Source organism: Vibrio sp. 779(2023), from assembly GCF_033344285.1.
GTDB lineage: Bacteria > Pseudomonadota > Gammaproteobacteria > Enterobacterales > Vibrionaceae > Vibrio > Vibrio alginolyticus.
The window spans coordinates 197,171-215,446 of record NZ_JAWPOM010000007.1; the positions used below are offsets into that span (position 1 = coordinate 197,171).

Annotated in this window: 18 protein-coding genes and 1 pseudogene; 13 read left to right on the forward strand and 6 right to left on the reverse strand. The window is 44.2% G+C overall.

The window, feature by feature from the left end; translation table 11 throughout:
• The first annotated feature begins 42 nt into the window (after positions 1 to 42).
• Both R8O70_RS11495 and R8O70_RS11500 read left to right on the forward strand, forming a co-directional pair.
• A complete protein-coding gene (locus R8O70_RS11495) occupies positions 43 to 627 on the forward strand; it encodes an RNA polymerase sigma factor (RefSeq protein ID WP_017636022.1) in 585 nt (194 codons plus the stop codon).
• Positions 624 to 1,283, forward strand: a complete 660-nt coding sequence (locus R8O70_RS11500) for a ChrR family anti-sigma-E factor (RefSeq protein ID WP_053306733.1) — start codon at positions 624 to 626, stop codon at positions 1,281 to 1,283. The genes R8O70_RS11495 and R8O70_RS11500 overlap by 4 nt, the downstream gene beginning before the upstream one ends.
• A 63-nt stretch (positions 1,284 to 1,346) precedes the next feature.
• Here R8O70_RS11500 and R8O70_RS11505 read toward each other — a convergent pair whose 3' ends face one another.
• The 4 genes from R8O70_RS11505 to R8O70_RS11520 form a co-directional block, all read right to left on the reverse strand.
• A complete protein-coding gene (locus R8O70_RS11505; RefSeq protein ID WP_005380257.1) occupies positions 1,347 to 2,699 on the reverse strand; it encodes an AmpG family muropeptide MFS transporter in 1,353 nt (450 codons plus the stop codon).
• 71 nt (positions 2,700 to 2,770) lie between these two features.
• Positions 2,771 to 3,316 carry a peptidylprolyl isomerase gene (locus R8O70_RS11510; protein ID WP_186584710.1) on the reverse strand — a complete coding sequence of 182 codons (546 nt, stop codon included), beginning with the start codon at positions 3,314 to 3,316 and terminating at the stop codon, positions 2,771 to 2,773.
• Complete coding sequence (locus tag R8O70_RS11515) at positions 3,316 to 3,885, reverse strand: YajG family lipoprotein (RefSeq protein ID WP_005380259.1); 570 nt, start codon at positions 3,883 to 3,885, stop codon at positions 3,316 to 3,318. The genes R8O70_RS11510 and R8O70_RS11515 overlap by 1 nt, the downstream gene beginning before the upstream one ends.
• 32 nt (positions 3,886 to 3,917) lie before the next feature.
• Positions 3,918 to 5,072: a methyltransferase gene (locus tag R8O70_RS11520; RefSeq protein ID WP_005385302.1), complete on the reverse strand. Its 1,155-nt coding sequence runs from the start codon at positions 5,070 to 5,072 to the stop codon at positions 3,918 to 3,920.
• A gap of 243 nt (positions 5,073 to 5,315) precedes the next feature.
• Between R8O70_RS11520 and bolA the strand changes: the two genes are divergently transcribed.
• The 9 genes from bolA to nqrM all read left to right on the forward strand — a co-directional run bounded on the left by bolA (position 5,316) and on the right by nqrM (position 13,359).
• Positions 5,316 to 5,624, forward strand: a complete 309-nt coding sequence (bolA, locus tag R8O70_RS11525; protein WP_005380262.1) for a transcriptional regulator BolA — start codon at positions 5,316 to 5,318, stop codon at positions 5,622 to 5,624.
• 473 nt (positions 5,625 to 6,097) lie between these two features.
• A complete protein-coding gene (locus R8O70_RS11530) occupies positions 6,098 to 7,438 on the forward strand; it encodes a Na(+)-translocating NADH-quinone reductase subunit A (RefSeq protein WP_005380264.1) in 1,341 nt (446 codons plus the stop codon).
• 5 nt (positions 7,439 to 7,443) lie between these two features.
• On the forward strand, positions 7,444 to 8,688 hold the full coding sequence (locus R8O70_RS11535; protein WP_005380265.1) for an NADH:ubiquinone reductase (Na(+)-transporting) subunit B: 1,245 nt from the start codon (positions 7,444 to 7,446) through the stop codon (positions 8,686 to 8,688).
• Entirely contained in the window at positions 8,678 to 9,448 is a 771-nt protein-coding gene (locus R8O70_RS11540; RefSeq protein WP_005380267.1) for a Na(+)-translocating NADH-quinone reductase subunit C, read from the forward strand. Before R8O70_RS11535 ends, R8O70_RS11540 begins: the two co-directional genes overlap by 11 nt.
• Positions 9,448 to 10,080 carry an NADH:ubiquinone reductase (Na(+)-transporting) subunit D gene (locus tag R8O70_RS11545; RefSeq protein WP_005380269.1) on the forward strand — a complete coding sequence of 211 codons (633 nt, stop codon included), beginning with the start codon at positions 9,448 to 9,450 and terminating at the stop codon, positions 10,078 to 10,080. The genes R8O70_RS11540 and R8O70_RS11545 overlap by 1 nt, the downstream gene beginning before the upstream one ends.
• A 7-nt stretch (positions 10,081 to 10,087) precedes the next feature.
• Positions 10,088 to 10,684 carry an NADH:ubiquinone reductase (Na(+)-transporting) subunit E gene (nqrE, locus tag R8O70_RS11550; protein WP_005380270.1) on the forward strand — a complete coding sequence of 199 codons (597 nt, stop codon included), beginning with the start codon at positions 10,088 to 10,090 and terminating at the stop codon, positions 10,682 to 10,684.
• A 33-nt stretch (positions 10,685 to 10,717) separates the two neighbouring features.
• On the forward strand, positions 10,718 to 11,941 hold the full coding sequence (gene nqrF / locus R8O70_RS11555; protein WP_005380271.1) for an NADH:ubiquinone reductase (Na(+)-transporting) subunit F: 1,224 nt from the start codon (positions 10,718 to 10,720) through the stop codon (positions 11,939 to 11,941).
• Between the two features lie 157 nt (positions 11,942 to 12,098).
• On the forward strand, positions 12,099 to 13,103 hold the full coding sequence (locus R8O70_RS11560) for an FAD:protein FMN transferase (RefSeq protein ID WP_005380272.1): 1,005 nt from the start codon (positions 12,099 to 12,101) through the stop codon (positions 13,101 to 13,103).
• Positions 13,104 to 13,125: 22 nt separating this feature from the next.
• Positions 13,126 to 13,359 carry a (Na+)-NQR maturation NqrM gene (gene nqrM, locus R8O70_RS11565; protein WP_005380273.1) on the forward strand — a complete coding sequence of 78 codons (234 nt, stop codon included), beginning with the start codon at positions 13,126 to 13,128 and terminating at the stop codon, positions 13,357 to 13,359.
• Between the two features lie 158 nt (positions 13,360 to 13,517).
• Here the strand turns inward: nqrM and R8O70_RS11570 are convergent, their stop codons facing one another.
• Entirely contained in the window at positions 13,518 to 14,735 is a 1,218-nt protein-coding gene (locus R8O70_RS11570; RefSeq protein WP_005380276.1) for a response regulator, read from the reverse strand.
• A 187-nt stretch (positions 14,736 to 14,922) separates the two neighbouring features.
• Between R8O70_RS11570 and R8O70_RS11575 the strand changes: the two genes are divergently transcribed.
• Together R8O70_RS11575 and dinB are read left to right on the forward strand one after the other, a co-directional pair.
• Positions 14,923 to 15,156: a DUF2789 domain-containing protein gene (locus R8O70_RS11575; RefSeq protein WP_005380277.1), complete on the forward strand. Its 234-nt coding sequence runs from the start codon at positions 14,923 to 14,925 to the stop codon at positions 15,154 to 15,156.
• 76 nt (positions 15,157 to 15,232) lie between these two features.
• Positions 15,233 to 16,293: pseudogene (dinB, locus tag R8O70_RS11580) on the forward strand (DNA polymerase IV).
• Here the strand turns inward: dinB and R8O70_RS11585 are convergent.
• Entirely contained in the window at positions 16,290 to 18,215 is a 1,926-nt protein-coding gene (locus R8O70_RS11585; RefSeq protein ID WP_258624902.1) for an ATP-dependent DNA helicase RecQ, read from the reverse strand. The pseudogene dinB and the gene R8O70_RS11585 sit on opposite strands and share 4 nt — an antisense overlap.
• Positions 18,216 to 18,276: the final 61 nt, after the last annotated feature.

The window sequence follows — 18,276 nt, forward strand, 5'->3', positions numbered from 1 at the left end:
CGAATGGGAGGAGGAGACTCCTCCCACAAATTAAGGCCGATTATGATGAGTGATAGCCCGAAAAAACTGGGGCGCAGTGATTGGAACGATTACATGGATAAAGTGAAGGATCGAGACAAAGATGCGTTCGCTTTTGTATTCCGTTTTTACGCACCCAAGCTGAAGCAATTCGCTTACAAACATGTTGGTAATGAGCAAGTTGCTATGGAGATGGTGCAAGAGACCATGGCGACAGTTTGGCAGAAAGCGCACCTCTATGATGGTGAAAAGAGCGCGTTATCGACTTGGATATATACCATAATCCGAAACCTTTGTTTTGATCTGCTGAGAAAACAGAAAGGTAAGGAATTACACATTCATTCTGATGACATTTGGCCGTCAGAGTATTATCCACCTGATCTTGTTGATCACTATTCACCAGAACAAGATATGTTGAAAGAACAGGTGGTTAAGTTTTTAGATATATTACCGAAAAACCAGAGAGATGTTTTACAAGCGGTATATCTTGAAGAGTTACCTCATCAACAGGTCGCGGAATTATTTGATATACCCCTCGGTACCGTAAAATCCAGGCTGAGGCTTGCAGTAGAAAAGCTAAGGCATTCAATGCATACGGAGCAACTATGAACAAACACCCAGATAACAGCTTGTTAGAAGCATACGCTTCGGGAAGCATTGATGCAGTTTCTGGTCTTGTGGTCGCAACCCATTTAGAAACATGCACCAAGTGCCGAGCTTATGTGAACCAAGTCGAAGCAAGTCAAGCGAACATCGTAAGTGACATACCTTCTGAGTATGTTTCTGAATTTGACGACATGTTTAATGACATCATCAATGCGGAGCCAGCGACTGATAACATCGTGATCCGTGACTCTGCTGCTGTTAATGTGGCAGGAAAAAGTTTCGCTCTTCCTAAAACTCTAGCGCGTTTCTCTGACCTCGTAGGGTCATGGAGAAGTTACGGAGGCAAGGTTTTCAGTGCTCAGATTGACCTAGGGGAAGACGCTCGTGTCAGCTTAATGTACATCGGGGAAGATGTGCAAATTCCTCAACATACGCACAAAGGCCTGGAGTCTACATTGATCCTACATGGTGGATTTAGTGACGAGGATGGCCAATATGAAGAAGGCGATTTGATGATTAGAGACGCATCAGTGAAGCACAGCCCTTACACTAAGACCGGAGAAGACTGCTTGTGTTTAACCGTATTGACTGAGCCGATGATCTTTACTCAAGGCGTGGCACGTATATTTAATATGTTTGGTAAAGGGTTATACCCATAGACCTCTTATCTTATATCTCGCAAAACAAAAACCACCGAATTCGGTGGTTTTTTATATGTTTCGTTAATGTTTGTGACGTGCTTTTTCCAATAGAGCATCAAAGTAATGTCGTAGCGAGTACAACATAATCAAGCTTGGCACGACCATGACAGCGGTAAGCACGAAGAATGTGCTCCAATCATTAAGATAATCCACTAGCTCGCCACTGAAAGAAGCAAGAGTCGTCCGTCCGAAGTTTCCTAGAGAGGCAAGCAACGCATACTGAGTTGCCGAAAATGCTTGCCCGGTTAGAATCGTCAAAAATGAAACAAAAGCGACAGTTGAGAAAGCAGTCGTAAAGTTATCGACAATAATCGTGGCTAAGTACAAGTGCTCGTTTGGGCCTACCGAAGCAATCCAAGCAAACATCAAGTTACTGGCAGACATAGCAATACCGCCGATCATTAATCCACGTACAATACCAAACCTAACGTTGAACATGCTTCCGACAAAAGTAAAGAAGATGGTGGCTCCCCAACCGATTAGTTTGGAGTAATAGCCAATCTGTTCATTGCTAAAACCAATATCTTTATAGAACGCGATCGACATCCTGCCCAAAAACGCTTCGCCAATTTTAAATAGGAAAACGAACAGCAACAGAGTAATCGCGACACGGACGCCATTGCGATTAAAGAAATCAAGGAAAGGTTCTACAACAGTCACGGTAAACCAAGCTACGACTTTTGAACCAACCACTTCTTTGTGGCGTTGTTCAGCGGCAGACTGAAGTTGTTCGCGTTGAGTCTTCGGTTCTCCGACTAAAATCGTAAAGACCATTAGAATGCCGACTATCACCGCCATCCCGTAATACACGCCATTCCAACCGACGCTATCAGCATTAACAAACGCTAAATAACCCGGTAGTGAATAACCTGTCCACCAGCCAATGACCGCCATTGCAGAAGCTTGTGGCAGCTTAGATTCTTCTGATTTTGGGAAAGTATCAATACGAAAAGCATCAATTGCGATGTCTTGTGTCGCTGAAGCCGTTGCAATACACAAGGCGAGTAGTGACGCAAACACCAAGTTTTCCGCTGGATTTACGCCGGCAATAAATAGGGTAGCGACGAGTACGATACTTTGACAAAAGAAAATCCAGCTACGTCTTTGCCCCAGCAGTCTAAAGAGGACTGGCAGCTTCACGCGGTCAACCAGAGGTGCCCACAGAAAGTTGATCGCATAGACCGCAAAAACGCTACCAAAATAGCCAATTGCGGAGAGGGTCAAGCCGGCATCTTTTAGCCAACCTGACATGTTTGAGCCGATAAGAACCCACGGAAAGCCGCTAGAGCAGCCCAGCATGAAAACCCACATGAGTCGTTTATCGAGGTAACTTTTTACCGTTTCCAACCAAGTGATGGAAGGTAATGAAGACATAAATCAATCCAATAAAATGAAGCCGTTGAAAGAGAAAGCCCTTCGATTATTCAAAGGGCTTATCGTTTTGGCTATTTAAGTAGTGTAGCTTTGGTGATGACGATTTGCGTCTCTGGTACATCACGCATTCGGCCTACCGTCGTGGTCGGCTGCTGAGCCATTTTCTGGATAACGTCGAACCCCTCAGTAACCTCACCAAATACAGCATAACCTGGTGGTCGAGCGCCATAGTTGAGAAAGTCATTGTCGACTAAGTTGACGAAAAACTGACGAGTTGCAGAGTTTGGTGCATTGGTTCGTGCCATGGCGATGGTAGCACGGTTATTGTTTAGACCATTATTTCCTTCGTTTTTGATTGGCGCGTATGTTTTCACCATCTGCATATCTTGGTTAAAGCCGCCACCTTGTGCCATGAAGCCTGGGATAATACGATGAAAAATAGTACCTTCGTAGCTCCCATCTTCTACATATTTCAGAAAATTAGCGACAGTGATAGGTGCTTTCTCTTCGTTTAACTCAACCGTAAATGAGCCAAGTGTCGTTTCAAACGCTACTTTTGGTCCAGCCCAAACGCTGCAGCTGAGTAATGCTAAAGACAGAATCGCTTTGCGTAACATTAGAAACGCTCCTGCATGTATTGACGAAGCTCAGGGTCATTGGCAATCTCTTTAAGCGTCAATGTCACCACATCATTCAATGTCTCTTCAATATCGGCATCAGAAGCACTCAATGTGCCAGATCGCTTTGCTGTACCTGTATAAGTTTTGACTAGCTTGCCCTCAGGTGTCTCTGCTGTGATTTCCAGCACAACTTTAGCATCCATCTCATTTTCCATCACCGAATGCTTCACGTTGACCAACGCTTCTTGAACGCTCAATTCAATCGCGTTGTTGCTGTTTAGATCCGCATGGAAACCTTGAGATGAGAATTGCTTCTCTAATGCTTCTTCTAACGCAATACGTAAATTCTGTTTAGCATGAAGAGGAAGAATGTTCGAACGGCCGTTATCCACCAACGCCACGTACTGCGCTGCACGTACATCTTTGCTGGTCAAACTGTAAGTCTTGCCTTGAACAATTGGATTGGTGCTCAATGTGCTTTCTGGCATCAGGTTCAGCTGAGGTTGTTGAGGGGCTGAACACGCAGCAAGCAACGCAACCGAAGCCGCAAGTACCAATTTTCTCATTTTATTATTCCTTTTAACTATTTTGCTAAAGCTTATTTTGCGCTTAATTTAGCAGGATTTTTTGTAGCCTGTAAAATCACAAACTTATTGTTGGAAGCGATAAGTTTCACATTTTTATCGCCAAACAGACGTTTGAGTTTTGCGTCGTACCCGAGGTGACGATTTCCGATAACCAGTAAACGGCCATTTTCACTTAATACTTGTTTAGCATCGCAGAACATTTGCCAAGCAATATGATCGGTGATTGCCTGTTGTTGATGAAACGGTGGATTACACATAACCATAGAGCTGCTGCTGTGTTTAAAACCGTCCAAGCAATTGTTCGCTATGCACTGTATGTCTCTATTTTCACCAAGGTTGTCGCGTAGGTTCTGTTTTGCTGATTCAAGCGCCATAAAACTTTCATCAACACATGTTAGCCGAGCATTTGGATTCAACTGACCAAATTTAACAGACAGAACACCATTGCCGCAGCCAAGATCGATGACATTGTCTATCGAAGGGTCTTGAGGCAGGTGCTGCAGCATAAAGCGTGCACCTAAATCTAAACTTTCTCCTGAATAGACATTTGGCATGTTCTTGAGTTCGATATCTTCGCCATCAACGCGCCAAGTCGTGAAAGGCATTACTTCAATCGGAGGCTCAACTGTTGCTTGAGAAAACACCAATCTGTGCTTTTTCCAGGCCAAAGATGTTTTTGTTTCGCCTAAGTATTTTTCAAACAGTTTTAGCGTCGAAGTATGAATGTCTTTCGCTTTATTGACTGCAATGACGGGGCAGGAAGCCGGTAGCGCCTTTCTTAATTGGCTTAGTATCCACACTAGATGGCGGTTACTTTTGGGCAGTTGCAGCAAGACGAGATCAATATTGGCAGGAACGAGGTCCATCGTGGTGGCAAACGCTACTTTATTGCACTGGTTTTGCTCGAGATTTTGCTGTGCACCTTTATGTGAGATGAATGAATCACTCATTAGCGTTACATGGTGCTTTTCCGAAAACCAGCAGGAGAGGGCACCAAAGCTGTCATTAATCACGAGGATGTTTTGATTGTCTGGCAAAGCAAGCTCTTCAACATGATTAATAAGATACTCATCACCGGCATCCCACGCTTGTAGCGTTTCGTTACTACGTTTTGGGAAACGATGAAGTGTTAAGCTTCGCTCGTGAAGGTTCAGTTCGGTTTTCATAGCTAAATGTAAGTTGATTTAGAAATTAAGTGTTATTGTCGCAAATGATGACGTGTCGAGATACAAAAAGCTGTCAAATTTTACGAGTTCAGTGATGGCTGCTCTCTAGGCATGTTCATGGAGTCGAGCGCCTTGAGACAATATGTCTACAAAGTGCGTCAATAATGAGAGTGACGTTTGAGTGATGCATGTCTGCTTTACTTAGGTATATACTTATGGAATTCGCATCAATGAGGAACGAATATGATCCAAGAAATCATAGAGAAGAAACTACACAGTGAGCTGCAACCCAGCTATCTCAAAGTCATTAATGAGAGCTACATGCATAATGTGCCACCAGGCTCAGAGAGTCATTTCAAAGTGATTGTTGTGAGTGATTCGTTCGCGGGACAGCGTTTGATTGGGCGCCATCGTCAAGTTCATCAAATTTTGGCAGATGAACTGGATAACCACATTCATGCATTAGCTATTCATACATACACTGATGAAGAGTGGAAGCGTGAACAAGATGGCGCCCCTGATAGCCCGATGTGTATGGGTGGCGGTCACTAAAAACGCAAGATATAAAGGTGCAGAGAAAGGTGGCTTAAGGCCATCTTTTTTCGTTTTACATTCTTTAGGGACGTTAACGTGGCACAAATTCTGGTTAAAAAATGTGTTAACAGTGTTTCAACAAATGAATGGAAATTGCAGAATATTTCAGGCGATGAATATCACTTTTCCATAAGATATGTATGGAATATGGCATTTGTGCGATGGGTCAAAGTTATGACTATTCTTTGACCTTTTAGACCTGATTCTACCGAAATAACCCCTCTATTCTAATGATTGATCATGGCATCAAGTTCCTAAAAAATGCTAGACTACGGCACCTGATAAATCTCGCGTATTCCTTGTGACGAGATTTTTAATAGGATGTTGCGATTTTGATGTTTAAAACAACATCAAAACCGGACACTGATGTCGTGTCTAAAAGTTACGCAATCAAAAGAATCTTTTTCCCGATAAAAGTAGTGCAAGTGCGTATGATTACAATAAAGAAGGGCTTGGATCTTCCTATCGCAGGAACTCCATCCCAGGTGATTAATGATGGTAAGACCATCAAAAAAGTCGCCTTGCTTGGCGAAGAGTACGTTGGCATGCGACCTACCATGCATGTCCGCGTTGGTGATGAAGTGAAAAAAGCGCAAGTTCTTTTTGAAGATAAAAAGAACCCAGGCGTGAAATTTACTGCACCAGCAGCCGGTAAAGTGATCGAAGTTAACCGTGGCGCTAAACGTGTCCTTCAATCTGTAGTGATTGAAGTGGCAGGTGAAGAGCAGGTGACATTTGATAAGTTCGAAGCCGCTCAACTTTCAGGTCTAGATCGTGAAGTGATCAAGACTCAGTTGGTTGACTCTGGCTTATGGACCGCTTTACGTACTCGTCCGTTTAGCAAGGTTCCTGCAATCGAGTCTTCTACTAAGGCTATTTTCGTAACTGCAATGGATACTAATCCACTAGCAGCTAAGCCTGAGTTGATCATTAATGAGCAACAAGAAGCATTCATTGCTGGTCTAGACATTCTTTCAGCCCTGACAGAAGGCAAGGTTTACGTATGTAAATCTGGCACTAGCTTGCCACGCTCTTCACAGTCTAACGTAGAAGAACACGTCTTCGATGGCCCTCACCCAGCAGGTCTTGCTGGCACCCACATGCATTTCCTATACCCAGTAAATGCAGAGAATGTGGCATGGAGCATCAACTACCAAGACGTTATCGCGTTCGGTAAGCTGTTCCTAACTGGTGAGCTATGCACAGATCGTGTTGTGTCTCTAGCTGGCCCAGTTGTGAATAACCCTCGTCTAGTTCGTACCGTAATGGGTGCAAGCTTAGATGACCTAACAGATAACGAGCTGATGCCTGGCGAAGTTCGTGTGATCTCTGGTTCAGTACTAACAGGTACACATGCAACTGGTCCACACGCATACCTTGGCCGTTACCATCAACAGGTTTCTGTATTACGTGAAGGCCGTGAAAAAGAACTATTTGGCTGGGCAATGCCTGGTAAGAATAAGTTCTCGGTAACTCGCTCTTTCCTTGGTCACGTATTCAAAGGTCAGTTGTTCAATATGACAACGACGACCAATGGTAGTGATCGTTCAATGGTTCCAATTGGCAACTACGAACGCGTAATGCCTCTAGATATGGAGCCTACTTTGCTGCTTCGTGATCTATGTGCCGGCGACACAGACAGTGCTCAAGCACTGGGTGCGCTTGAACTGGATGAAGAAGATCTAGCATTGTGTACCTTTGTATGTCCAGGTAAGTACGAGTACGGTACGTTACTTCGTGAATGCCTAGATACTATCGAGAAGGAAGGGTAATTTTCATGGCTCTTAAAAAGTTTCTTGAAGACATCGAGCATCATTTTGAGCCTGGTGGCAAACACGAAAAATGGTTTGCCCTGTACGAAGCTGTAGCAACAGTTTTTTACACCCCAGGTATCGTAACAAATAAAAGCTCGCACGTTCGTGATAGCGTTGACCTAAAACGTATCATGATCATGGTTTGGTTTGCGGTATTCCCAGCAATGTTCTGGGGTATGTACAACGCAGGTGGCCAAGCTATTGCAGCACTTAACCACATGTACGCTGGTGACCAACTAGCGACAGTTATCGCAGGTAACTGGCACTACTGGCTAACAGAAATGCTTGGCGGCACTATCGGTGCGGAAGCGGGTGTTGGCAGTAAGATGCTACTAGGTGCGACTTACTTCCTGCCAATCTACGCAACAGTATTTATTGTTGGTGGCTTCTGGGAAGTGTTGTTCTGTATGGTGCGTAAACACGAAGTTAACGAAGGTTTCTTTGTAACTTCTATCTTATTCGCACTTATCGTTCCACCAACGCTACCTCTATGGCAAGCGGCACTAGGTATCACATTTGGTGTTGTTGTAGCAAAAGAGATCTTCGGTGGTACAGGTCGTAACTTCCTTAACCCTGCACTTGCAGGTCGTGCATTTCTATTCTTCGCTTACCCAGCACAAATTTCGGGTGACGTAGTATGGACTGCAGCTGACGGCTTCTCTGGTGCAACTGCTCTTAGCCAATGGGCTCAAGGTGGTAACGGTGCTCTAGTTAACACAGTAACTGGCGCTCCTATCACTTGGATGGACGCGTTCATCGGTAACATCCCTGGCTCTATTGGTGAAGTATCGACTCTAGCTCTAATGATCGGTGCAGCGATGATCGTTTACATGCGAATCGCTTCATGGCGCATCATTGCGGGTGTGATGATCGGTATGATCGCAGTATCGACTCTGTTTAACGTGATCGGTTCTGACACTAATCCAATGTTTAATATGCCATGGCACTGGCACCTAGTTCTAGGTGGTTTTGCATTCGGTATGTTCTTCATGGCAACGGACCCAGTATCAGCGTCATTTACTAGCAAAGGTAAATGGTGGTACGGCATCCTGATTGGTGCAATGTGTGTGATGATCCGTGTAGTTAACCCAGCGTACCCAGAAGGTATGATGCTGGCGATTCTATTCGCGAACCTATTCGCACCTCTGTTCGACCATGTAGTGATTGAGAAGAACATCAAGCGGAGACTAGCACGCTATGGCAAGTAATAACGACAGCATTAAAAAGACGCTGGGTGTTGTTATCGGGTTGAGCCTTGTTTGTTCAATCATCGTATCAACAGCAGCAGTAGGTCTGCGTGATAAGCAAAAAGCTAACGCTGTCCTAGATAAGCAATCAAAGATCGTTGAAGTTGCAGGCATTGACGCAAACGGTAAGAAAGTACCAGAGCTATTTGCTGAGTACATCGAACCTCGTCTAGTAGACCTTGAAACAGGTAACTTTACTGAGGGTAATGCATCTACGTACGATCAACGTGAAGCATCAAAAGATGCAGAACGTTCAATCGCATTGACACCAGAAGAAGACGTAGCTGATATCCGTCGTCGCGCGAATACAGCAGTGGTGTACCTTGTAAAAGATCAAGATGAAGTCCAAAAAGTTATCCTGCCTATGCACGGTAAAGGACTATGGTCGATGATGTATGCCTTTGTAGCCGTTGAAACTGATGGTAACACTGTGTCTGCTATTACTTACTACGAGCAAGGTGAAACTCCTGGACTTGGTGGTGAAGTAGAGAACCCTTCATGGCGCGATCAATTCATTGGCAAGAAATTGTACAATGAAGATCACCAGCCAGCGATTAAGGTCGTGAAAGGCGGCGCACCGCAAGGTTCTGAGCACGGTGTTGATGGCTTATCAGGAGCGACGCTCACTAGTAATGGTGTTCAACACACATTTGACTTCTGGTTAGGTGATATGGGCTTTGGTCCTTTCCTAGCAAAAGTTCGTGACGGAGAACTTAACTAATGTCTAGTGCACAAAACGTTAAAAAGAGCATTCTAGCGCCAGTATTGGATAACAACCCAATCGCGCTACAAGTTCTTGGTGTATGTTCTGCTCTTGCAGTAACAACTAAACTAGAAACAGCTTTTGTAATGACACTAGCGGTAACATTTGTAACTGCGTTGTCTAACTTCTCTGTTTCATTGATCCGTAACCACATTCCTAACAGTGTGCGTATCATCGTTCAGATGGCAATCATCGCATCGTTAGTAATCGTGGTAGACCAAGTGCTAAAAGCTTACCTATACGATATCTCTAAACAGCTATCTGTATTCGTTGGTCTGATTATCACTAACTGTATCGTAATGGGTCGTGCTGAAGCATTCGCAATGAAGTCTGCGCCAGTACCATCTCTTATTGACGGTATTGGTAATGGTCTAGGTTACGGCTTCGTTCTTATCACTGTAGGTTTCTTCCGTGAGCTATTTGGCTCAGGCAAACTATTTGGTCTAGAAGTTCTACCTCTAGTGAGCAACGGTGGTTGGTACCAGCCTAACGGCCTAATGCTACTAGCACCATCAGCATTCTTCCTAATCGGCTTCCTTATCTGGGTAATCCGTATTCTGAAACCAGAACAAGTAGAAGCGAAGGAGTAAGGACGTCATGGAACATTACATTAGTCTGTTAGTTAAATCGATTTTCATCGAAAACATGGCTCTGTCTTTCTTCCTAGGTATGTGTACTTTCCTTGCCGTATCTAAGAAGGTTAAGACCTCTTTCGGCCTAGGTGTTGCAGTTGTGGTAGTACTGACTATCGCTGTTCCTGTGAATAACCTGGTATACAACCTAGTTCTGAGAGAGAACGCGTTAGTTGAGGGCGTGGACCTTAGCTTCCTAAACTTCATCACCTTTATCGGTGTAATTGCAGCACTTGTACAGATTCTAGAGATGGTCCTAGACCGTTTCTTCCCACCTTTGTACAACGCGCTAGGCATCTTCCTACCGCTGATCACAGTAAACTGTGCAATCTTCGGTGGTGTATCTTTCATGGTACAACGTGACTACAACTTTGCTGAATCGATCGTTTACGGTTTCGGCTCTGGTGTGGGCTGGATGCTAGCAATCGTTGCTCTTGCAGGTATCCGTGAGAAGATGAAGTACTCTGACGTACCTCCAGGTCTACGTGGTCTTGGTATCACATTTATCACTGTAGGTCTTATGGCGTTAGGCTTTATGTCTTTCTCTGGTGTTCAACTGTAAGTCGGGTAAACCGCAACAATTAAGGAATAGTCAATGGACATTATTCTTGGTGTAGTGATGTTTACTCTGATCGTACTTGCACTAGTACTAGTGATTCTTTTCGCTAAGTCTAAGCTTGTACCAACAGGTGACATTACAATTTCTGTGAACGATGACCCTTCTCTGGCGATCGTTACACAACCAGGTGGTAAGCTACTGAGTGCTCTAGCAGGTGCTGGCGTATTCGTATCTTCTGCTTGTGGTGGCGGTGGCTCATGTGGTCAGTGTCGCGTAAAAGTTAAATCAGGTGGTGGCGACATCCTACCAACCGAGCTTGACCATATTACTAAAGGTGAAGCGCGTGAAGGTGAGCGTCTAGCGTGTCAGGTTGCAATGAAAACTGACATGGATATCGAGCTTCCTGAAGAAATCTTCGGCGTTAAGAAGTGGGAATGTACTGTTATCTCTAACGATAACAAAGCGACATTCATCAAAGAGCTTAAGCTACAAATTCCAGATGGCGAATCAGTACCTTTCCGTGCTGGTGGTTACATCCAGATTGAAGCTCCTGCTCACCACGTGAAATACGCAGACTACGATATTCCTGAGGAATACCGTGAAGACTGGGAGAAGTTCAACCTTTTCCGTTACGAGTCTAAAGTTAATGAAGAGACCATTCGTGCATACTCTATGGCTAACTACCCAGAAGAGCACGGTATCATCATGCTTAACGTTCGTATCGCAACTCCGCCGCCGAACAACCCAGACGTACCACCAGGCATCATGTCTTCGTACATCTGGTCTCTAAAAGAAGGCGACAAGTGTACTATTTCTGGTCCATTTGGTGAGTTCTTTGCGAAAGATACAGATGCAGAAATGGTATTCGTTGGTGGTGGTGCTGGTATGGCTCCAATGCGCTCACACATCTTCGACCAACTTAAGCGTCTGCACTCTAAGCGTAAGATGTCTTTCTGGTACGGCGCACGTTCTAAGCGTGAAATGTTCTACGTAGAAGACTTCGATATGCTACAAGCTGAGAATGACAACTTCGTATGGCACTGTGCACTGTCTGATCCACTTCCAGAAGATAACTGGGATGGTTACACTGGCTTTATTCACAACGTTCTTTACGAGAACTACCTACGTGATCACGAAGCGCCAGAAGACTGTGAATACTACATGTGTGGTCCACCTATGATGAACGCTGCTGTAATCGGCATGCTAAAAGATCTAGGTGTAGAGGATGAAAACATCCTACTAGATGACTTCGGTGGTTAATTCCTCCAAGTGATTGAATCTATGGCTAGCTCTCCAAGAGAGCTAGCCATTATTTTTTATAGACATAAAACTGATACTCAACAGTTGATATAGGTAATCGGATTGAAAGGATTGGTCCTATTTCCCATATCAATTCAACAACATTGGGAGTTAACAAGTGAAAAAGTGGCTTGTTGCATTCGCTTCTCTATTGATTTTGGCTGGCTGTGAGCAGCCTGCAGATCAAATTCATTTAAGTGGCCCTACCATGGGGACTTCTTACAACATCAAGTATATCGAGCAAGATGGTATTCCAACGCCAAAAGCGATGCAGACAGAAATTGATCGCTTATTGGAAGAGGTTAATGACCAAATGTCGACCTATCGTGACGACTCAGAGTTAAGTCGTTTTAATCAGCATCAAACGAGCGAGCCATTTACAGTTTCGACACAAACTGCGACGGTAGTGAAAGAAGCAATTCGCCTTAACGGTCTTACTTTAGGTGCATTGGATGTGACGGTCGGCCCTCTAGTTAACCTGTGGGGGTTTGGTCCAGAAGCTCGTCCAGATGTAGTTCCAACCGATGAAGAACTCGCTGCTCGCAAAGCAAATACCGGTATTCACCACCTATCTGTTGATGGTAATACACTGTCCAAAGATCTTCCTAACTTGTACGTCGACCTATCGACGATTGCGAAAGGTTGGGGGGTTGACGTGGTTGCTGACTACCTTCAATCTGAAGGGGTACAGAACTTTATGGTCGAAGTTGGCGGTGAAATGCGTCTCAAAGGTGTCAATCGTGAAGGTGTGCCTTGGCGTATCGCAATTGAAAAACCGACCGTTGATGAACGTTCAATTCAAGAAATTATTGAACCAGGCGACATGGCAATTGCAACAAGTGGTGACTATCGTAATTACTTTGAGAGTAATGGTGTGAGATACTCTCATATTATTAATCCACGAACAGGCAAACCAATTCATCATAAAGTGGTGTCTGTAACGGTATTAGATAAATCGTCGATGACTGCTGATGGTCTTGCAACTGGTCTTATGGTGCTAGGTGAAGACAAAGGCATGGCAATTGCGAACGAAAATAATATTCCTGTTTTCATGATTGTGAAAACGGAAGATGGTTTTAAAGAGTTGGCTTCGGAAGCATACAAGCCATTCATGAAGAAATAACAACAGAAGTGAGCATGTTTTTATGAATACATTTCTAATTACCTTTGCTGTGTTTGTCGCGGTAATCACTGCAATGGCTGTCGGATACATTTTCCAAAAGAAAGTCGTGAAAGGTAGCTGTGGTGGCTTAGGGGCAGTTGGCATCGAAAAAGTGTGTAATTGTCCAGAACCCTGCGATGCGCGTAAAAAACGTGAAGCGCGCGAGGCTGCGCGTGCTGAGAAATTGGCGGCGTGGGAAAAAGATAGAATTGCTTAGTATTGGTTAATCGTACTAAGAAAGTGATAAAGCTCAGCGTTCTGCTGAGCTTTATTTTTAGGCAGCTAACCAAAGCTCAGATGTCCGAGAAAGAGCCCAATACCGTGTTTTGTTGTTTCTTTCTCTCATGTTACAGAGCAAGACCACACTGATAGTCATTAGGACGAAGAAATGATTTGGTTACGTCCGTTCTCTTTGGCCATGTAAAGTCGCTCATCCGCCACTTTTATTTGTTGTTCCAGCTCCCCCTCGATGTTGCTTACACCAATACTCGCGGTCACAAGAATGTTTTTGTCCAAATAAGTTATTGGCGTTTTTTCTATGCGCTGTCTCATTTGTTCTAAGCGTGTTAGAAAGCCGTCATAGTCGCCACTGGCTTGAATACAAAACTCCTCGCCACCAAGCCTAGCGACAATATCATTTGGAAAATAGATTTTTAGAATATTCGCTATCATGACTAACACTGCATCGCCGCCCTCATGTCCGTGTGTATCATTTACTTGCTTAAAGAAATCGATATCAAGCATCGCGATGTTTCTTTGAGCGTTTTCTACATGGGGTTGCTCAAACAGAAAGCGGCGGTTCCATAAGCCCGTTAGCGCATCTTGATTTGCCATTTTAAACAGTTCAGATGTTGCGTCTTTGATATCTAACAGTTGGTGAATACGGCAAAAAAATTCTTCTTGATTAAATGGCTTGTATAAAAAGTCATTGGCCCCTGCTTTTAGAAACCTAGCCGTCATGGTCTTAGAGTTACTACCCGACAAGCCGAGAATGGCTAATTGATTTTTATCCCACTTCCGACGTAATTCACGCACCATAGTAATGCCATCTTTAACGGGCATATCATGGTCGGTTAAAACGAGAGTGATATCTGGATTTTGCTCGACAAGCTCTAGGGCTTTTTGCCCATTGTCAGCTTCCAACGTCTGAATATATTGATGCTCCAAAAGTTGGGCAATGTGTCTTCTTACGGTGTGTGAATCATCAACGACTAAACATTTGTGTTGTTGATTGTTGGTTAGTCGCTTGAGGAGTGGTAATAGATAGGAAACGGACGCCATGCTGTCTTTCAAAATATAGTCGAGGACACCTTTTGCAAGCATCTTTTCGCGAGTGTCTTCTTGAAATCGAGCCGTTAAAACAATGACACGATGACCATGTTCCAAAACGAGGTCAATAATCTCGCCATCTTGAGCATCCGGTAAACAATAGTCTAAAACCGCACAGAAGAGGTCCTGTGCTGAAGATAACAAGTTCTTTGCCTCCGCGTAGCTTTCCGCTGCGATGACCTCATAACCAGCTTGGCTTATTGTTTGGCAAAGAAAGTTTTTAAATGCACGACTATCTTCAACAACCAGAATCTTATTACTCAAGCGCAGTCCCCAAAATTAATTGTTTAAAATCAATGATAACTAAAATTAAACTTATCGCCATCAAAAAACACATGTCAACCAAAAGTAGAACAACTACTCAAATGTTTGACACGCATCCGTTAACATCACATCATTATTCCTGTCTTAGTTATATAATTATGTTTAGCTAACGTAGGGAGAAAGTAGTATGGAAATGCATCAACATGGTATGGCTGAGCTATTTCAACAACTGGGCCTCGGTAGCTCTCCTCAAGAAATGAAAGATTTTATTAATCAACATCGACACAAAAGAGATTCTGCGCCTTTACATGAAGCTAGCTTTTGGACGATGTCACAGGCGAACTTTCTAAAACAAGCCATCGAAGAAGATGCAGATTGGGCCGAATTAGTCGATCAATTGGACGTAATGCTTCGAGATTGACGTTCGCTTAAACACGCCCATTTCTCTTCAGGTAGATTTGATTTATACTGTTTTTTTGAACAGTGCTTTGATGGCTATGTCAGATCGAATTAGAAAAATTATTCATGTCGATAGTTTACGTATGCTGCCGTAGAGATGAGAGATAACCCCAGTTACCGTGGCATTGCACTCGCTGTTGGCGGACATGAAAAGCAGCGTGGAGTGATTAGCACCTGTAATTATGATGCGCGTAAATATGGTGTTCGCAGTGCAATGTCAACGGCGCGCGCGCTGCAACTCTGTCCTCATTTGTTGGTTGTGCCCGGTAGAATGCATGTATATAAGCAAGTCTCTCAGCAGATTCGTGCTATTTTTGAGCGTTATACGCCTATCATTGAACCTCTCTCATTGGATGAAGCATACCTCGATGTCACGGACTCGACAGCTTGCCGTGGCTCCGCTACGTTGATCGCAGAGTCAATTCGCCGCGATATCTGGAGTGAACTTGGGTTGACGGCATCGGCGGGCATTGCTCCGATAAAGTTTCTTGCCAAGGTCGCGTCAGACATGAACAAGCCCAACGGTCAGTTTGTGATTCCGCCAGAGAAAGTCCAAGAGGTTATCGATAGTCTTCCGCTAGAGAACATTCCTGGTGTGGGGAAGGTGAGTCTTGAGAAGCTCCACCAAGCCGGTTTTTATCGATGTGAGGACATTAAAAACAGTGACTATCGAGAGTTGTTGAGGCAGTTTGGTCGTCAGGGTGCCTCCTTATGGCAGCGAAGCCATGGAATTGATAATCGAGAAGTCGTTGTTGAGCGCGAGAGAAAGTCCGTCGGTGTGGAAAGGACATTCAGCCAGAACATCGCAACCTATGATGAATGTTGGCAAGTGATTGAGGAGAAACTTTATCCTGAACTCGAGAAACGTTTAGAGCGTGCAAGCCCAGATAAGTCGATTATTAAACAAGGTATTAAAGTCAAATTTGCCGACTTTCAACTGACAACAATTGAGCACATCCATCCGCAATTAGAGCTTGAGGACTTCAAGATCTTGCTAAGAGATATTCTTAAACGCCAAAATGGACGGGAAATTCGCCTTTTAGGCTTGAACGTGATGCTCAAGCCCGAAGACCAAACGCGTCAATTGAGCTTTTTTTAGGCCCTTACCGTTTCTACCTGCGTTAATACCTGCTCAAAACTTACATTTGCCATTGCACCATAACCTGCTAGCTTTGAGGCTTTTAGCTGGCTAATCAAAGGAGTGCTGATTCCGCACAAGAAGCGAGCAACGGCATCATTACTGATGGCCGATGGGGAAAGCTGAATAAACTCCCGCGCCCATATCGATACTTGAGATTGTTCAATATCTTCAGGTTCTGGTGCTGTGAATGTGGCGACGTGACCACGACACACGGAGCAGTGACCACATTGCTTTGGTGCATCGTGATCCGCAAAGTAGTTCGCCAATTGTGAGCTCAAACAGTGCTCGGACTGGAACAAGTGCAGCATGGTGTGGATTCTTTCGATATCTTTGCTTTCTTTGGATTGGAACAGTTCATACAGTTGTTGGATTAAAACATCCGAGCTCTGTTTGGTTGGCATAACTGAGTACACGTCCGTCAGTTGTTTGCTCTCTAGTTCTATCCAGCCGTTCTGGTGAAAATAGTCGAGCGCTGCGACAACTCGGCTGCGTTCCGATTGATAGTTCATCCATAGCGCTTCTAGATCAACTTGGCACCACACTTTGGCTTTTTGTGAGCAGGAAAAAATAGCCTCCACAAATTGACGTCGCTCGCCTTGAAATTGATTCACAATAAATTGCTGATCGTGCAAAAACTTAAACCGATATTCCGCAAAGTAACTGTACTTTGCTTCAATGACGTTATGTAGCTCCAAATAAACCAACAAGGTTTTGAGTGGCAATTGGCGGATATTACTTTCACGCGACAAACGCAGTGGCACTACCTCCCATTGTGGAGCATGTTCTTTCGCTTGCTCGACTACATAGTTAATTGACGTAAATTCTGGTGTGTCACCATAGACAAAATTCTCCAACACCGTTAAGCCGGACGTATTGCCTAGCAGAATACACTCAGAGCGTTGCCCGTCCCTGCCTGCACGTCCAATCTCTTGTGCGTAGTTCTCGATTGATTTGGGTAAGTCGAAGTGAATGACGCGGCGAATATCAGATTTATCGACTCCCATACCAAATGCAATCGTTGCAACAATACTGTCAATTTGGCCATCCATGAACTGCTGTTGGATTTGTTCACGAACGTCGCTTTTCATGCCAGCGTGGTATGCGTGAGCGTTAATGCCAATATGGATTAATGACTTTGCTACTTGTTCTGCTGTTTGCTGCTGCGTCACGTATACGATGGTCGGAAGCTTAGGTGAAGAGGCGATGATCTCACTGAGCTGTTCTTGTTTCTTTGTTTCCTCACACGGGATCACCGAAATATCCAGATTAGAGCGGTAGAAGCCTGTAACGGTAATATGTTCACTGGCAATATCGAACTTTTTTTGCATGTCTTCAATAACTGCAGGCGTTGCCGTTGCGGTGAGAAGTAAAGACTGTGGGATGTTCAGTTCACGTTGATATTGCGGTAGTTTGAGATAATCTGGACGAAAGTTATGCCCCCATTCGGAAATACAGTGCGCTTCATCAATGACCATCAAAGAAATCGGTACTTGGCGAATGAATTCACGAAAACGCTCGTTTTTTAGTCGCTCAACAGAAATCATCAAGATTTTGATTTGTCCATTCTTCACGCCAGCCATGACCTGTTGTGCTTCTTCTCTACTTTGACTGCTATCGATAGAAGCGGCAGCGATTCCTTTACTTTGTAAAAAGCTCAGTTGATCCTTCATTAACGCCAACAACGGAGAGATCACCAACGTAAGGTTGGGTAATATGGTTGCAGGTAGTTGATAACAGAGTGACTTCCCCGAGCCTGTAGGAAAGATTGCCGCAGCAGAGTAACCATTCATAACGGCTTCAATAACGGGTTGCTGACCTGGGCGTAATGAGTCAAAACCAAATACAGATTGAAGTGTTTGATGCAGCGAGTCACTTTGCATAATAGGGAAACCTTTCTTTGATGGTAAACTTGGCTACATTAACACACCCCGAATACTAAAC

What these genes read in the sequence shown, in the direction of transcription:
- R8O70_RS11495 (WP_017636022.1), top strand. Translation starts at nt 43, where the DNA reads ATGATGAGTGATAGCCCGAAAAAACTGGGGCGCAGTGATTGGAACGAT.
- R8O70_RS11500 (WP_053306733.1), top strand. Translation starts at nt 624, where the DNA reads ATGAACAAACACCCAGATAACAGCTTGTTAGAAGCATACGCTTCGGGA.
- R8O70_RS11505 (WP_005380257.1), bottom strand. Translation starts at nt 2,699, where the DNA reads ATGTCTTCATTACCTTCCATCACTTGGTTGGAAACGGTAAAAAGTTAC.
- R8O70_RS11510 (WP_186584710.1), bottom strand. Translation starts at nt 3,316, where the DNA reads ATGTTACGCAAAGCGATTCTGTCTTTAGCATTACTCAGCTGCAGCGTT.
- R8O70_RS11515 (WP_005380259.1), bottom strand. Translation starts at nt 3,885, where the DNA reads ATGAGAAAATTGGTACTTGCGGCTTCGGTTGCGTTGCTTGCTGCGTGT.
- R8O70_RS11520 (WP_005385302.1), bottom strand. Translation starts at nt 5,072, where the DNA reads ATGAAAACCGAACTGAACCTTCACGAGCGAAGCTTAACACTTCATCGT.
- bolA (WP_005380262.1), top strand. Translation starts at nt 5,316, where the DNA reads ATGATCCAAGAAATCATAGAGAAGAAACTACACAGTGAGCTGCAACCC.
- R8O70_RS11530 (WP_005380264.1), top strand. Translation starts at nt 6,098, where the DNA reads ATGATTACAATAAAGAAGGGCTTGGATCTTCCTATCGCAGGAACTCCA.
- R8O70_RS11535 (WP_005380265.1), top strand. Translation starts at nt 7,444, where the DNA reads ATGGCTCTTAAAAAGTTTCTTGAAGACATCGAGCATCATTTTGAGCCT.
- R8O70_RS11540 (WP_005380267.1), top strand. Translation starts at nt 8,678, where the DNA reads ATGGCAAGTAATAACGACAGCATTAAAAAGACGCTGGGTGTTGTTATC.
- R8O70_RS11545 (WP_005380269.1), top strand. Translation starts at nt 9,448, where the DNA reads ATGTCTAGTGCACAAAACGTTAAAAAGAGCATTCTAGCGCCAGTATTG.
- nqrE (WP_005380270.1), top strand. Translation starts at nt 10,088, where the DNA reads ATGGAACATTACATTAGTCTGTTAGTTAAATCGATTTTCATCGAAAAC.
- nqrF (WP_005380271.1), top strand. Translation starts at nt 10,718, where the DNA reads ATGGACATTATTCTTGGTGTAGTGATGTTTACTCTGATCGTACTTGCA.
- nqrM (WP_005380273.1), top strand. Translation starts at nt 13,126, where the DNA reads ATGAATACATTTCTAATTACCTTTGCTGTGTTTGTCGCGGTAATCACT.
- R8O70_RS11575 (WP_005380277.1), top strand. Translation starts at nt 14,923, where the DNA reads ATGGAAATGCATCAACATGGTATGGCTGAGCTATTTCAACAACTGGGC.
- R8O70_RS11585 (WP_258624902.1), bottom strand. Translation starts at nt 18,215, where the DNA reads ATGCAAAGTGACTCGCTGCATCAAACACTTCAATCTGTATTTGGTTTT.